Annotated in this window: 15 protein-coding genes; 8 read left to right on the forward strand and 7 right to left on the reverse strand. The window is 65.1% G+C overall.

Annotated features, from left to right (window positions below):
• Positions 1-42 precede the first annotated feature (42 nt).
• From phnC to V8V93_RS02480, 8 genes are all read left to right on the forward strand, one after another.
• Positions 43-864 carry a phosphonate ABC transporter ATP-binding protein gene (gene phnC, locus V8V93_RS02445; protein ID WP_338668785.1) on the forward strand — a complete coding sequence of 274 codons (822 nt, stop codon included), beginning with the start codon at positions 43-45 and terminating at the stop codon, positions 862-864.
• Between the two features lie 74 nt (positions 865-938).
• The gene (locus V8V93_RS02450; protein ID WP_338668786.1) at positions 939-1,322 is read left to right on the forward strand and encodes a MetQ/NlpA family ABC transporter substrate-binding protein; all 384 of its coding nucleotides are present in this window, start codon (positions 939-941) and stop codon (positions 1,320-1,322) included.
• Between the two features lie 23 nt (positions 1,323-1,345).
• Complete coding sequence (gene phnD / locus V8V93_RS02455; RefSeq protein ID WP_338668787.1) at positions 1,346-1,825, forward strand: phosphate/phosphite/phosphonate ABC transporter substrate-binding protein; 480 nt, start codon at positions 1,346-1,348, stop codon at positions 1,823-1,825.
• A gap of 2 nt (positions 1,826-1,827) precedes the next feature.
• The gene (gene phnE, locus V8V93_RS02460) at positions 1,828-2,931 is read left to right on the forward strand and encodes a phosphonate ABC transporter, permease protein PhnE (RefSeq protein WP_338668788.1); all 1,104 of its coding nucleotides are present in this window, start codon (positions 1,828-1,830) and stop codon (positions 2,929-2,931) included.
• A 452-nt stretch (positions 2,932-3,383) separates the two neighbouring features.
• Complete coding sequence (locus V8V93_RS02465) at positions 3,384-4,094, forward strand: DUF429 domain-containing protein (protein ID WP_338668789.1); 711 nt, start codon at positions 3,384-3,386, stop codon at positions 4,092-4,094.
• 10 nt (positions 4,095-4,104) lie between these two features.
• A complete protein-coding gene (locus V8V93_RS02470) occupies positions 4,105-5,406 on the forward strand; it encodes a ChaN family lipoprotein (RefSeq protein WP_338668790.1) in 1,302 nt (433 codons plus the stop codon).
• Positions 5,407-5,889, forward strand: coding sequence for a hypothetical protein (locus tag V8V93_RS02475; protein WP_338668791.1), 483 nt, complete (start codon positions 5,407-5,409; stop codon positions 5,887-5,889).
• Positions 5,890-5,949: 60 nt separating this feature from the next.
• On the forward strand, positions 5,950-6,492 hold the full coding sequence (locus V8V93_RS02480) for an acyloxyacyl hydrolase (protein ID WP_338668792.1): 543 nt from the start codon (positions 5,950-5,952) through the stop codon (positions 6,490-6,492).
• Between the two features lie 96 nt (positions 6,493-6,588).
• On the opposite strand, the gene V8V93_RS02485 is transcribed toward V8V93_RS02480, so the two are convergent.
• The 7 genes from V8V93_RS02485 to V8V93_RS02515 form a co-directional block, all read right to left on the reverse strand.
• Positions 6,589-9,810, reverse strand: coding sequence for an efflux RND transporter permease subunit (locus V8V93_RS02485; protein WP_338668793.1), 3,222 nt, complete (start codon positions 9,808-9,810; stop codon positions 6,589-6,591).
• An 18-nt stretch (positions 9,811-9,828) separates the two neighbouring features.
• Positions 9,829-10,926 carry an efflux RND transporter periplasmic adaptor subunit gene (locus tag V8V93_RS02490; protein ID WP_338668794.1) on the reverse strand — a complete coding sequence of 366 codons (1,098 nt, stop codon included), beginning with the start codon at positions 10,924-10,926 and terminating at the stop codon, positions 9,829-9,831.
• Positions 10,927-10,938: 12 nt separating this feature from the next.
• The gene (locus tag V8V93_RS02495; protein ID WP_338668795.1) at positions 10,939-11,574 is read right to left on the reverse strand and encodes a TetR/AcrR family transcriptional regulator; all 636 of its coding nucleotides are present in this window, start codon (positions 11,572-11,574) and stop codon (positions 10,939-10,941) included.
• Between the two features lie 85 nt (positions 11,575-11,659).
• The gene (locus tag V8V93_RS02500) at positions 11,660-12,169 is read right to left on the reverse strand and encodes a DUF2867 domain-containing protein (RefSeq protein ID WP_338668796.1); all 510 of its coding nucleotides are present in this window, start codon (positions 12,167-12,169) and stop codon (positions 11,660-11,662) included.
• On the reverse strand, positions 12,156-12,782 hold the full coding sequence (locus V8V93_RS02505; RefSeq protein ID WP_338668797.1) for a TetR/AcrR family transcriptional regulator: 627 nt from the start codon (positions 12,780-12,782) through the stop codon (positions 12,156-12,158). Before V8V93_RS02505 ends, V8V93_RS02500 begins: the two co-directional genes overlap by 14 nt.
• 206 nt (positions 12,783-12,988) lie before the next feature.
• Positions 12,989-14,209, reverse strand: coding sequence for an ABC transporter permease (locus V8V93_RS02510; RefSeq protein ID WP_338668798.1), 1,221 nt, complete (start codon positions 14,207-14,209; stop codon positions 12,989-12,991).
• A 12-nt stretch (positions 14,210-14,221) separates the two neighbouring features.
• Positions 14,222-14,887 (reverse strand): DUF3431 domain-containing protein, encoded by a 666-nt coding sequence (locus tag V8V93_RS02515; RefSeq protein ID WP_338668799.1) that lies wholly within the window; start codon positions 14,885-14,887, stop codon positions 14,222-14,224.

Raw genomic sequence — 14,887 nt, forward strand, 5'->3', positions numbered from 1 at the left:
GCCTCCCCCGAACATATCCACAGAACGAGTCGGGAGGCTTTCATGAAATCCATCAATATCCGCAACCGCCAGCAGCGCGAGGCCATCCAGGCCAAGGGGCTGAGCAAGGTCTACCCCAACGGCACCGTGGCCCTGAAGGACGTGTCCGTGACCGTCAACGCCGGCGACTTCTGCGTCATCATCGGCCTGTCCGGGGCCGGAAAATCCACGCTGCTGCGCTGCATGAACCGGTTGATCCGCCCGACCCAGGGGTCCATCGCCCTGTTCGGCGAGGACGTCACCCGGGTCAACGGCGGGCAGCTCAGGCAGGTGCGCCGCCGCGTGGGCATGATCTTCCAGCAGTTCAACCTGGTCCGCCGCCTGACCGTGATGGAGAATGTCCTGGTCGGCCGGTTGCGCTTCAACGCCCACCCGGTCAAGCGCTGCCTGTCCATGTTCCGCCAGTTCTCCAAGGCCGAACGCGAGTTCGCCTTCGAGTGCCTGCAACAGGTGGGCATCGGGGACCTGGCCTTCCGCCGGGCAGACGCCCTGTCCGGCGGCCAGCAGCAGCGCGTGGCCATCGCCCGCGCCCTGGCCCAGGAGCCCGAGGTCTTCCTGGCCGACGAGCCCATCGCCAGCCTCGACCCGCGCAGCTCGGAGACGGTCATGCAGATCCTGGCCAAGATTCACGAGGACAAAGGCATCCCTGTGCTCGTGAACCTGCACCACATCGATTTCGCCCAGCGCTTCGGCAAGCGCATCCTGGGCATGTCCAAGGGTGAACTGATCTTTGACGGCACGGCCCGGGACCTCGACGCCGAGACCGTGTCGTGCATCTACGGCGACAAGGCGGAGGAAGCCCTGGAAGAGCTCTCCGCCGCCTGATCCATATCCGGCAGCGAACCGGCCGCCGATCGGCAAGAACTGCGTCAACCTCAACAACCACAGGAGATTCCCCAATGTTCTCGAAACTGTCCAAAGTGTTCATGATGGCGGCCCTGGTCCTGACCGTGGCCCTGCCCGGCCTGGCCAACGCCGGCCCCGAACAGTGGCCCACCACCCTGAAGCTCGGCTTCATCCCCACCGAGGGCGCGGCCGACTCCGCCAAGCGCGCCAAGCCCATCGCCGCAGAACTGGAAAAGGACCTCGGCGTCAAGGTCGAGATCTTCACCGCCTCCGACTACAACGGCATCATCACCGCCATGGCCAACAAGCACATCGACCTGGCCTACTTCGGCCCCAAGAGCTATGTGGAGGCCGCTGAAAAGGCCAACGCCGAAGCCATCGTCATGGAGCTGAACAAGGACGGCCAGCCCGGCTACACCGGCATCATCATCACCTAAAGAAGGGTTCCGGCATCACCGACATGGAAAAGGCCAAGGGCAAGACCTTCGCCTTCACCGATCCCAACTCCACCTCCGGCTACCTGGTGCCCAACGTCATCTTCGCCCGCGACATGAAGGTCGATCCCGAGAAGTACTTCGCCGAAGTGCGCTTCTCCGGCTCCCACGGCGCGTCCATCCTGGCCGTCAAGAACGGCTCCATCCAGGTGGCCGCCACCAACAACATCGACATGGACCGCATGATCGAGAAGGGCGCCGTCTCCCTGCAGGACTTCAACATCATCAAACGTTCCGACATGATCCCCGGCGCGCCCATCGCCGTGCGCAAGGACCTGCCCGAGAGCCTGAAGTGCGCCATCGCCGGTTCCCTGCTCAAGATCAACGACGACCCCGAGGCCCTGGAAGTCCTGCAGAACGGCGGCTACCGCCACACCTCGGACAGGGACTACGACATGGTCCGCTACCTCAAGCGGCTCAAGGCCGAACTGGCCAAGAAGAAGTAACGATGACTCATGATCTGACACTCGATCAGGTCACCCCCAGGCGGAGCTTCCCCCGGAAGCTCGCCCTGGGGGGCCTGGTGGCCATCGTCCTGGCCGTACTCGTGGCCTCCTACATCTCCACGGACATCGACCCGTTCAAGCTCTACGCCAAGCGCCAGAACGCCTTCGAATATCTGTTCGGCAGGCAGCTCAACGACGCGGACAAGCAGGCGGCCCTGGACCAGGCCAAGCGGCTGCCCGCGATCATCGCCTTCGAGGAGTCCTACCAGGCCGTCAAGGCGGAATATGCCGCCACCGGCAAGACGCTCGACCCCGTGGCCATGCAGCGCGAGGCCCAAAAACGTGCCGACGCCCGCATGAAGGCCATGACCCCGGCGGACCGCGACCGTATCGTCCAGAGCGAATACGACCGCATCGCGGACGAAAAGACCGGCGGCTACTTCCCGCCCGAAACCGCCTGGCCGCACCTCATGGAGTACTCCAAGGCGCTCATCGAGACCGTGGCCATCGCCATATGGGGCACGCTCATCGCCTTTATCGCGGCCATCCCCATGGCCATGTTCGCGGCCAGCAACACGCTTGAGCTGATGGTCCAGGGCGACGGCGTCTGGCAACGCATGGTCCGCTGGTTCGGCCAGTTCGTTGCCCGGCGCATGCTCGACTTCTGCCGCGGATTCAACGAGTTCGTCATGGCGTTGATCTTCGTGGCCGTCATCGGCCTGGGCCCCTATGCGGGCGTCCTGGCCCTGGCCATCCACACCTTCGGCATCCTGGGCAAGGTCTTTTCCGAAGCCATCGAACAGATCGAACCCGGCCAGGTGGAGGCCGTTACGGCCTCGGGCGCGGGCCCGGCCCAGATCATGGCCTTCTCGGTCATCCCCCAGGTCATGCCGCTCGTGGTCAGCTACACCCTGCTGCGCTTCGAATCCAACGTCCGCTCGGCCACCATCCTCGGTTTCGTGGGCGCGGGCGGCATCGGCTTCCTCATGTTCGACAAGATCAACGGCTACCTCTACCGCGAAGTCTGCACCATGATGATCATGGTCATCGTCTCCGTGACCATCATCGACTACCTCTGCGGCATCTTGCGCCGTAAATTCGTGTAAAAGACGCCTCCGGCGGCCGGGGGAAGGGAAGGAAAACCCTTTGAAAAGGGCTTTTCCTTCCCCTCCCCGGACTCCCATCCCATCCTTTCCTAAACTTTTTGTGCCGCTGCGCGGATTCTGCGCGCGCGGTAACGTCACCCTGCTCCGCTGTCCCAAAACGCCGCGAAACCGCTTTGACGGGTCCCGCCAACCCCGCCTATGGCGTTGGCAACCGGCGCGAACACTTCGGGACACCGCACAGCCGAGCTCCTCCCACCACCACCACCCGCAAAACACCCCGCCACCGCGCCCGCACGCCCCTGCCGAAGGCACACAAAAAGTTTTGAAGGGGAGTCCAGAGGGGAAACTTTTTCAAAAGTTTCCCCTCTGGCCGCCGGAGGCATCTTCACCCCCCATGTGCGGACTGTTGCAGTTGGTTGCGACCGCTGCCCGGGGCGCGTATAGGTGCTGGTATGAAATTCGTGGGCGTGGACGGATGCAAGGCAGGCTGGTGCGCGGCCTGGGGGGCGGACGGCCGGTGGGACGTGGGCGTGTACCCGGCGTTTGTGGACCTGTGGGCCGAGCACCGGGACGCGGAAAACGTGCTGGTGGACATTCCTATCGGGCTGGCCGACGACGCGAACCGCACGGCCGAGGGACTGCTCCGGGAGCGGCTTGGGCCGAGGCGGAGCAGCGTGTTCAATACGCCCGCCCGCGCGGCGGTCCACGCCGGGTCCAAGGCCGCGGCAAAGGCAATCAACCGGAAAGCTTCCGGAAAGTCATTATCCGAACAATCTTTGGGCATTATGAAAAAGATCGCGGAAGTCGATCTGTTTTTATCCGCAAACCCCGAGGCTGTGGAAAAGGTGTTCGAAGCGCACCCGGAGCTGGCCTTCGCCATGGCCGGGGGAGGGCCCATGCGCTACCCCAAGCGGGACACGCCGGGCGTGGTGGAGCGGTATGAAATTCTGACGCGGTTCGTGCCGGACGTGCGCGGGCTGCTGGACCGGGTGCGCGAGACGCATCCGGCCTCACGGGTGGCCGGGGACGACGTGTTCGACGCCTTGATCCTGGCCGTGACCGGGCGGCAGGGCGCGGGCAGGCTCAAGTCCCTGCCCGAACCGGCGGAGCGGGACGCCACCGGGCTGCCCATGGCCATCTGGTACGCTGAATTCGACAACTAACGAGGTTTTCATGATCGAACATATCCTGCGAACCGCGCGCAAGAGTGCGTTGTGGCTCTGCCTGCCGGTCCTGGTCCTGGGATTGGGCGCGTGCGCGAAAAACGCGCCCGAGACGCGGCCCGACGCCATCGGCGATGCCCCCATGGCCGTGACCTTCCTGCCCCAGAAGGGCGACTTCATCTCCAAATATGGACAACCACTGAGCCTTAAGGAAGTCGCTGCCATGATAAAGGGTTACGACTACATCCTCATTGGCGAAGGCCACCGAAACCGGGTGGACCACAAGGTACAGCAAGCATTGCTGGAGGCCCTGTCCGACAACGGCGACGGGTTGTCCCTGGGATTGGAGATGGTCGGCGTGGACAAGCAGCAGGAGCTGGACGACTTCTGCAAGGGCCAGGTGAGCCTGGACGCGCTGCCCGCGGAGCTGGATTGGGCCAAGAACTGGGGCTATGATTTCGGGCTGTTCCGCGACCATTTCGCCATCGCCAAGCGCAACGGCGTGCCCGTGGCCGGGCTGAACGTGCCGTCCCAGGTGGTGCGCAAGATCACCAAGGACGGCCTGGACGGGCTGAGCGGCGAGGAAAAAGCGCTGCTGCCCAAGGAGATCGTGCCGCCCGCCACCGACCAGCGCGCCTTCCTGAACGCGGTCATGGCCATGCACCGGAACAAGGACGCCAAGGACGACAAGGAGCGCGAGCGGTTCTATCTGGTCCAGTCCATCTGGGACTCCAAGATGGCCGAAGAGGCCGTGCGGCTGCGCAGACAGTTCGACTGGCCCGTGCTGGTGGTGGCCGGGGCAGGGCACGTGGAATACGGCTGGGGCATCGCCAAACGCATCCGCTGGTTCGACCCGGCGGCGCGCATCCTGACCATCATGCCGTGGCGGGGCGGGGAGTTCGACGCCGAGGCCGGGGACGTGTTCTTCTATTCGCCGGACACCTACCGCTCGCGCATGGGCATGGTCCTGTCCGGCCAGGCGGACGGCATCCAGGTGGAGTCCGTGTCGCGCGGCTCCAGGGCGGAACGGGCCGGGCTGCGGCCCGGCGACCTGCTGACCGAGGCCTCGGGCATCCCGCTCCAGGGGCTGTTCAGCCTGCACATGGCCGGGACCAAGGTGCACGACGCGGACGAACCGCTGGTCTTCACGGTCCGGCGCGGCGGCAGGACCTTCACCGCCGACCTGGGCAAGCTCGGGAAATCCCGCTCCGGGAAAAAGTCCATGGGCAAACCCGCGGCGAAACCCGAACACATGCCCAAACCCGAATCCGCGCCCGAAGGCGGGGAAACCCCGAAAACGGAGGCAAAATAGATGCGCCGCGCCTGCCTGATCCCGTGTTGCGTACTGGTTCTCGCCCTGGCCGCTCCGGCCCTGGCCAACGACCTGTCCGGGCTGCTGCCCGAAACCGTGGGCGGACTGAAACGCGTGCAGTTGATCACCGGGGCCGCGGCCCAGGCCGAAGTCGACCGGCTGCACGGCAAGTCGCTTACGGCCGAGGCCAGCGCCATTGCCCGCTACGCCGAGGGCGGCGGGCGCCCGGCCGAGGTCTGGGTGTCGCGCGTGGCCTCCGAGGCCGAGGCGCGCCGCCAGACCGGGCTCATGGTCCACAAGATGTTCGAGAACCCCAAGTCGCCCTTTGGCAATCCCAAGCGGCTGGACCACGACGGACAGGCCGTGTACCGGTTCACCGGCATGGGCCAGGTCCATCTCATCTGGCACTCGGGCGACCTGGTCTGGTGGGTGAGCGCTTCGGAGGACGCGGTCCGGCCGTTCCTGGACGCCCTCTGCCGCTGACGTTTGACAGCAATTCCCCGCCTCCCGTATAGGGTGTAGGAACCCCAAAAGGATGGCGGAATGAACAAAGCCTGTATCGTCCCGGCCCTGTTGCTGCTTCTGGCCCTGACGGCCCTCCCTGCGTACGCCGAAGGAAATATCCTGTCCGAGATCCGGGGTGGGGTGTACGCCCACGACGTCCGTTGCTGGAGCTTCCACCGCGAGTCCGGCACGGACATCAACGGCGAGCTGCTCTTCGTCTCTCCAGCCTTCCTGGACGTGCTCTGGTCGCCGCGTCCGCACCTGGGCGCGACCGTGAACACCGACGGCAACACCTCCCACGCCTACGCGGGCCTGACCTGGGAACTGCCCCTGTTCTCCAGCGGCTTCTTCGTGGACGGCAACCTCGGCCTGTCCGTGAACAACGGCAGGCGGGACACGGACGACCCCGACCGCAAATCCCTGGGCTCCCCGGTCCTCTTCCGGCTGGGCGCGGCCCTGGGCTACGACCTGACCGAAAAGGTCAACGTCTCCCTCCAATTCGAGCACATGTCCAACGCCTACCTGGCCAACGAGAACGAGGGCATGGACAATTTCGGCGTGCGCCTGGGATACCGGTTCTAGCCCGGCCCGAAGCCCTGCCTCCGCTTATCCAGCGAATGATAATCCTCATTATTCCCGGCTGGCTTCCTACTTATCATAAATAAGTTTAGATTTACTCTAAACTTCACCGGCCTGCCCTTCGACGACCTCGATGCCCCGCTTTGCCGCCCGTTTCCGGTCCTTGCGCTCCCTGCGTCGGGTGACCAGGTCCCACAAGATAGGCATGACCAGCAGGGTCATGGCCGTGGCCACGCACAGGCCGGTGACGAAGGTCGTGGCCATGGTTCCCCAGACCACGGAGTAGTAGGGGATGCCGAGCGCCATGGGCAGGAGGCCCAGGGTTGTCGTCAGGGTGGTCAGGAGGATGGGGCGCAGGCGCACGCGCACGGCCTCGCGGATGGCGTCGATGCGCCGGTAGCCCTTGGCGTAGAGTCGATTGATGAAATCAAGCAGGACCAGGGAATCGTTGACCACGACCCCGGCCACGCCCACGGTGGCGATGAAGCTGTTCACCGTGAACAGGGAGCGGGTCAGGAAGGTCCCGAAGACCACGCCGATGAGGGCGAAGGCCACGGCGGACAGGATGATGGCCGGCTGGACGTAGGATTGGAACTGGCAGGCCAGGATGGTGTACATGACCAGGATGGCGATGCAGAAGGCGTACATCAGCGAGGTGAAGGACCGCCCCGTGGACTCGAACTCGCCGGCGAAACTGATGGTCGCGCCCGGATAGTCGTTCTGGATGGTCCGGTAGTAGGCCCGGACGTCGTGGACCACGCTGGGGGCGCTGACGGGTGCGCCCTCGCGGATGTTGGCGGTCAGGGCCACGGCCCGCTGCCCCTGGAAACGGTTGAGCTGGCCGGGCTCGCGGTAGGTGCGCACCTCGGCCAGGTCGCCCAGGCGCACCGGCCCGGTGTCGTTCTGGAGGATGGGGATGTCCAGGGCGTCCTCGGGAGTGGACAGGAACCGCTTGTCGATCTTCATGCGCAGGTCCACGTCCTCGTCGGCCGCTCGGAACTTGCCCACGAACCGCCCGTCCAGGATGCCGCCCGCCAGGGAGACCACCTGGGCCGGGGTCAGCCCGTACTCGGCCACCAGGCTCGGGATGGGAATGAACCGGAAGACGCGGTTGTCCGTGCCGGTGTCCGTGGCCAGGTCCGCCAGGTAGGGCGAGAGCTTCTTGTTGTTGCGTATCCAGTTGAAGACGTTGTCCTTCAGCGCCATGACCGCGTCCTGGTCCGGGCCGAGCACCCGGATGTTCACGTCCTTGCCCGCCGGAGGGCCGCCCTGTTCGGGCCAGACGCGAAACCGCCAGCCGCCCGAGGCCAGGGGTTCCAGTTTGGCGCGGATGACGTCCAGGAGCCTCTGAGGGTCGTTGTCGGGGTTGTCCACGAAGGCCTGCGCATCCCGGCGGGGCAACTCCACGATGACGATGGCCCGGTTGGGGCCGAAGATGTTCTCGTAGTCCTCGTTGATGTCCATGCCGCCCAGGCCGGAGCACGCCTTGGTCGTGCCGGGTCCGAGCGCCATGAGGGTCCTGGAGACCGCCTTGGCTTTGTCCGACGCCGTGTACACGTCCGTACCCACCGGGCCTTCCATGGACACGTAGTAGAGGGTGTATTCTTCCGGGAAAAACTTGATGCGCAGGAGCGGCATGACCCCGGTGACCGAGACCCCGAGCATGACCAGGGCCATGAAGAAGGCCACGACCACCAGCCCCAGGGTCTTCCAGCGGTGACGCAGGGTCCGTTGCAGGACCGCGTCGGTCCCCTTTTTCAGCCAGCCCATGAAGCGCGGGTCCCGTGCCTGGAGGTGTTCGGCGGCCTGCCGCCCGAGCTTGTCCGCGCCGGGCCAGTCCAGGAAATGCAGGGGCAGGATGGCCAGGCACTCGACCAGGGAGGCGATGATGGCGAAGGACACGGCCTTGGGCACCAGGGCAAAGAACTCGCCGGTGGACCCGGTCATGATCAGCATGGGCATGAACGCGGCCACGGTGGTGGAGGTGGCCGCCACGACCGGCAGGAATACCTCGCTCGCGCCGTCCACCACGGCCTCGCGCAGCCCTTTGCCGTCCTGGACGTGGCGGTAGATGTTCTCGACCACCACGATGGCGTCGTCCACGATGATGCCGCTGACCAGGACGAACGAGAAGAGGGTGATCTCGTTGATCGAATTGTTGGTGATCCACATGATGATCATGGTCACCAGGAAGGAGAAGGGTACGCCCACGGTGGTCAGCATGGCGTTGCGGAAGCCCATGAACAGCCAGATGCAGCCGCAGACCAGGACGATGCCCACCAGCAGGTTGGAGCCGAGCGTGTTGATGTTCTCGCGGATGTTGATGCGCTGGTCCTGGGTGACCACCGCCTGGACGCCCTCCTTGTCGAGCACGGGCTTGAAGTCGGCGACCACCTTTTCCACCGCGGCCCCGATGTCCAGGGCGTTGCCCTCGGGCGACTTGAGGACCTTGACCGACACGGCGTCCTTGCCGTTGACCGACGAGACCACGAACGGGTCGCGGTAGTCCATGCCCGCACTGCTCAACACGTCGCCCACGGTGACGAAGGAACCGTCCAGGTCGCGCCGGACAATGGTCCGGGCGACCTCGTCGCGGGATCGGAACTTTTCGTCGACCACGATGACGTATTCGCCTGAATCGCTGATGAAATCACCCGCCGGAACCGACACGTTGGCCCCCTGCAGGGCCTGGCCCACCTGATCGAAGGTGACCCCGAAACGCATCATCTTGACCGGGTCCAGGGCCACGTGGAACTCGCGGGTGTACTCGCCGTTGATCTGGACTTCCTTGACCCCGGGGATGGCCTGCAGGGGCAGCTTGAGCTCGTCGGCCATGAGACTCAGGGAACGGTTGGAGCGGTCCCCGAGCAGGTTCACGGACATGACCGGCAGCCACTCGGACACGCGGATGACCGTGAAGTCGGGCGGGTCCATGTCGGCGGGCAGGTCGTTCTGGATGGACAACACCTTGAAGCGCAACTCGTCATACAGCTTGTCGTAATCGGTGTCGTCCAGGAATTTGACCATGATGGAGCAGCGCTGCCGGAAGGAGCGGGAGCGGATGAACTCCACGTTCTCCAGGTCCTCGAGCGCGTCCTCGATCTTGCGCGTGACCAGGGTTTCCACCTCGTCCGGGCTGGCGCCGGGAAGGAAGGCGGAGATGACCACCTTGCCCATGCGCACGTCCGGATAGCGCTCCACCGGCAGGTTGAAGACGCAGAACGCGCCGACGACCATGAGCAGGACGAACATGAGGTTGACGAAGACCTTCTGGCCCAGGGTGAACCGGATCAGGGTCTGGGTGGGCGAATCCTTGTGCATGGCTCGTCTCGCCGGGGTTTAGGGATTGAGCAGGAAGACGCCGCCGGGGCGCACGTCCTGGCCGGACACCCGGCGCATGTCGTCGCCCGCCGAGCCGAGCAGGACCACGCGGACCCGCTTGCCCTCGGGCGTCATCAGGAAATACTCCTCGTACGCCTTGACCAGGGCGGACGCGGGCACGACCACGGCCCCGCCGGGATCGGGCAGGACCACGTCCAGCTCCGTGCGGATGCCGCCCCTAAACTCGAAGTCGCCCTTGGTGATCTCCAGGTCCACGTTGATCTTGCGCGTGACCGGGTCGAAGCCGGGCGAAACGCGGGCCACGCGGGCCTTGACCGTGCCGCCCAGGTCGGTCAGGCGCAGGGTCACGGTGTCGCCCATGGCCTTGAGGGCGCGGTATTCCTCGCTGGTCAGGGCAAAGGGCACGAGCAGGACGTCGTAGCGCCCCAGCTCGGCCACGGTCTCGCCCTTGGTGACCCACTCGCCGGGCTCGATGTCGCGGGCGATGACCTTCCAGCCGGGAGGGCCGACCAGCTTGAACCGCTTCAGCCGCTCCAACAGAACCTGTTCCTCCACCTGCTTGGCCCGCAACTGCTGCAAGGCGGCCTGGTGGGCCCGGATGTTGGAGTCCAGGGTGGACTGCGGCGCGGTGTCGGTCTTGACCAGCGCCTTGTAGCGGTCCATCTCCTTCCTGTTGTAGTCCAGGTCGCTCTTGAGGCGCAGCTGGTCCGCGCGGTTGGCGGCCAGGTCCAGCTCGATGAAGGTGGTGTCCAGCTCGGCGAACAGACCGTTCCGACCCAGGGCGTCGCCCACGTCGGCCAGGACCTTGACCACCCGGCCGGACTCCTCGCTGACCAGGCTCATGGAGCTGCGGGCGCGGGTGAAGCCGGTCAGGGACGATTGCCGGGCCGCGGGCCGGGCCGTGAAAGTCTCGGTGGACGCGGGCTTGGCCGGGACCGGAGCGGGCACCTCGGCCTGTGCGGCCTCGGCCAGGCCGCTGCCCGGCACAGGAGCCTTGCCCTCGCTCGCCTCGCCGAGCCGGTCGTTGCCGCAACCGGCCAACGCCAGGGCCGACAGCAGGGCCAGGGGGAGGAGGAACGCGCATATCCGTTTCATGAACTACCGCCTTTATGCTTCCGACTGAAATTGTTGAAAACCCGGTACGGGACGCAGGCCGAATTCGATAATCCTGCCCAGCAGGGCATCGAGGTCCGCGCCGTTGCTCAAGGCCGCCACCTGGCCGGTGGCGATGAGGTGCACCAGCCCGTGGAGTTGCCCCCACAGGGCAAAGACCAGGGCGTCCGGGTCCACCTCGCCGAACCGTCCCGAGGCCACGCACTCGACGACCATGTCCCGGAACATCCTGAAGGAGCGCAGCGAGCTGGCCGCCCATTCGCCGTCCAGGTCCACCTGCCCGCAACTGGTGCTGAACATGAGGTGATAGTGCTCCGGCTCGGACTGGGCGAAACGGATGTACTCGCGCGCCCCCGCCCGCAGGCGCTCGATCGGGTCCGGGAACGTCTTCCTGGCCCGCTCCTGCCGTTCCACGAAGCGGGCGAATCCCTCCTCGCGCAGGGCGGACAGGATCTCCTTCTTGTTCCGGAAATAGCGGTAGAGCGCGGCCGGACTGTATTCGATCCGGGTGGCGATACGCCGCATCGAAACATTGTCGAACCCCTCCCTGACAAAGAGCTGCCTGGCCGCATCCAGGATGCGGCGGCGCATCTTGTCCCTGTCTCGTTCGCGTCTTGTTTTCGTGGTCATGCCCGCCTTTAGCAAACCCCATTCACTGTGTAAACACTGTTCACACATGCGGCCGCGTATCGACTCGACGGCTCGCCCGCCATCGCTATCCGGCACGGCCGAGAACGGACCGCATGGCCGCGTGGACCACCAGGTGGTGGAAGGGCCGGATAATGTTGAAATACACACGTCCCGCCAGATTGTGGTAGCGGACCACGGTGATCGCGTAAAACCGGCTGCGCCCTTCCGGGAGCGGCGTTCCGCAAACAGCCAGGGCCGCCTCCAAGTGGGCTTCATTGCCCTCGACGATCCAGTATGTCTCGCCGTCCGTGCGGACCACGGTAAAGAACCCGACCTGTCCGCCCGGAGAGCGGGGCAGGGTCTCCGCAGTCCATCGCACCCGGTCCGGCACCGCGTGGCCGTCCTGGCCCAACGCCCGGAGCAGCCACACCCGGACACGCCACAGCAGGGTCATCCAGCCGGGACGGTAGGAGAGGATGCCCGAGGCCAGATCGAGCACCGTGCCGCTCCCGACCATACTGTGCGCGTCCACATGATCAGCGCCGTCGAGAAGTCCGTCCATGCCCGGCAGACACTTGATTTCATCGCATTCCACAACCACCTCCCGCAAGTATGCCGACCAGGCCCACTTCCAACCGGCCCATGACCGCGTCCACCTGAGCCTGCACATCGAACCGGTCGCGGTTCAGCCCGTCGATCAATCCGGCCGCGTACAACGACCAGCAGAGCAACGCCACATCCAGGCTCGAAACTTCGGGGCGGACCTCTCCGGCGGCCTTGCGTGCCTCCACCAGGGCCGCCACCTTGCCGACCACTTCTTCGAACTGGGCGTCAAACCTGTCCTTCCACGCGCCTGTGGCGAACAGGGCCTCTTTCACCACAGACCGCAGGAACAGGGTGTGCTCGGCATAGTAGCTGTACATTGTATGGAGCATATGACGAAATTGTTCTCGGATAGGGACGTCCTCGGGCACACCGTCCACGGCTCGGCGGGAGACCTCGCTGATGTCTTCGAAAAACGAGGAGAAGAGCAAGGATATCTTGTCCTGAAAGTGCAGGGCGACTGTCCCCACGCCCACCCCTGCCTCGCCTGCCAGGTCGCGCATGGTCGTGGCCTCGAACCCGTTTTGCGCAATCAACCGCCGGGCCGCGTCCTGAATTCGTTGCCGGGTCTCGGCCTTGCGCCGTTGCCGCAATGTTTCGCTCATGGCACCCTCTTTGAAATACTCACTGAACACGTTCATCTTCTGAACATGTTCAGTAAACAGCCCGTGCCGTTATGTCAAGCGGAACCGGTCAATGTGTTTGGACCACACACAATAGTATTCTGAACAGCAGGTTAACAACATCTCACAACAATACACAGCTTGCTATCCATAACCAGCAACCACCACATATAGCGAGACGAATCAGGTCACGACTTGAGAACATCGAGGATTTCGATGTGGGCGGCCTGCCAGGCGGGGTAGGCTCCGGCGGCCACGCCGAGGAGACAGGAACCCGCCAGGGTAATCGCCAGGCTGGCGGGGTCGATGATGATCGGCAGCTTGGCCACGGTGCAGCCCACCACGACCAGGACCACGGTCACGACCACGCCCAGGCCGCCGCCCACCGCGGCCATCAGACCGGACTCGAACAGGAACTGGCGGACGATATCGCGCCTGCGGCCGCCCACGGCCCGGCGCACCCCGATCTCGACCCGGCGGGAGCGGACCACGAGGATCATGATGGACAGGATGCCCAGGCCGCCCACGGCAAAGGAGATGGTCGAGGTGATGCCCCCCAGCGTGGTCATCAGATCCAGGGCCTGGCGTTGCAGCTTGATGGCGTCGGCCGCGGACATGGTGCTGAAGTCGTCGTCTTCGCCGGGATCGATCTTGTGCCGCTCGCGCATGATCGCGTTGGCCGCCTCGTTGACCTGGGCGAGCCCCGCCCCCTTGGCCAGGCGCAGGTAGACTCCGGAAATCCACCGTTGGTTGGAGGCCCGGCGCATGTAGGTGGTGATCGGCATGAGCAGGACCTCGTCCTGGTCCGTGCCGGACACGTCGCGGCCCTTCTCCTCCATGACCCCGAGGACCCGGAAGCTGGCCCGGAACATATAGACGTCCCGGCCCACGGCCAGTTCGGGTCTGTCGAACAGCCGCTGAGCGATCTTGCGCCCGAGCACGCAGACCTTGGCCCGTTCCTCGACCTCATTCCAGGTGAAGAAGCGGCCTATGTCCGGGCGGAAGCTGCGGATATCCTGGTAGCTGGGCCAACAGGCCATAATCTGGGCATTGACCGCGTTGCCGTTGCCGCGCACGGCCATGGTCGCGGTGACGAACGGCGTGCCCTCCAGGACCGAGGGCACGGAGTCGATCACGGCCTGGGCGTCGGACAGGACAAAGGTTCGCGAGCTGCCGCTGATGCGCATGGCCCCCCCGCGGGTGAAGCGGACGGATCCGGCCAGGACCGCGTAGAGGTTGGGGCCAAGCTTTTCCGTTTCCAACTCTGCCTGACGGACCATGATCTTGGACACGTGCTGCACCCCGGTGAAGGCCAGCGCCCCCAGGAAGACCCCGAGCATGGCCAACACGGCCCGCAACTTGTGCGCCGAGAGGGAGGAGATGGCGATGGTCAGGTTCAGGGGCAGCATGTCGTCTCTCCGCTACTCGTATCGATCCCGGTTCCAGGCCGTGTTGCCGTTGAAGATGTGCTGCCACAGCCGCTCGAAGGCGTGCCCGGTGTTGCGCTCGTCCCTGGGATCGTCCTCGATGAGGCGCAGGCAGAACTCGTAGAAGGCCTTGGGCCGGGTGCGGATGCGCTCGCCGGTCACGCAGAAATTGCCCGTGGGCGCGCGGCAGATAATCTCCCGCGGCATGGGCGCGCCGAAGATGCGCTCGAAGACCTCGCCCACCGGGATGTCCCGCCCCCAACCGGCCCAGCGGCCCTCGTTCTCGGGCTTGCGCAGGTCGTGCGGACGGCCTAGCCGGTCGCACCTGAGCTTGAACCAGGCCAGCCCCTTGAAGGGCACGTGTCGATCCGCAACATCTTCAAGCTGATCCCACAAATCATCCACCGTGGCCCGGCCGCGATCATCGATGTGATCAAAGGGATCGCCCTGCAAAAAGGCGTTCATGGGGAAGAGCGTGTCGTACTCGTTGACGATGTGGGTGAAGTAGGTATGGGCCTCGCGTCCGATATTCGGCAATGGGCGGGCATCAGGGCCTGCCCGGCCACTCTTGTCATACACCACGTAATCGCACCCGAGCCCGTCGGCCCAGGACACGTCCTCACGGTATCTGGCTATGATCACCCGGATGTCGTCACGCAC

The sequence above is a fragment of the Pseudodesulfovibrio sp. 5S69 genome (genome assembly GCF_037094465.1).
Lineage (GTDB): Bacteria > Desulfobacterota > Desulfovibrionia > Desulfovibrionales > Desulfovibrionaceae > Pseudodesulfovibrio > Pseudodesulfovibrio methanolicus.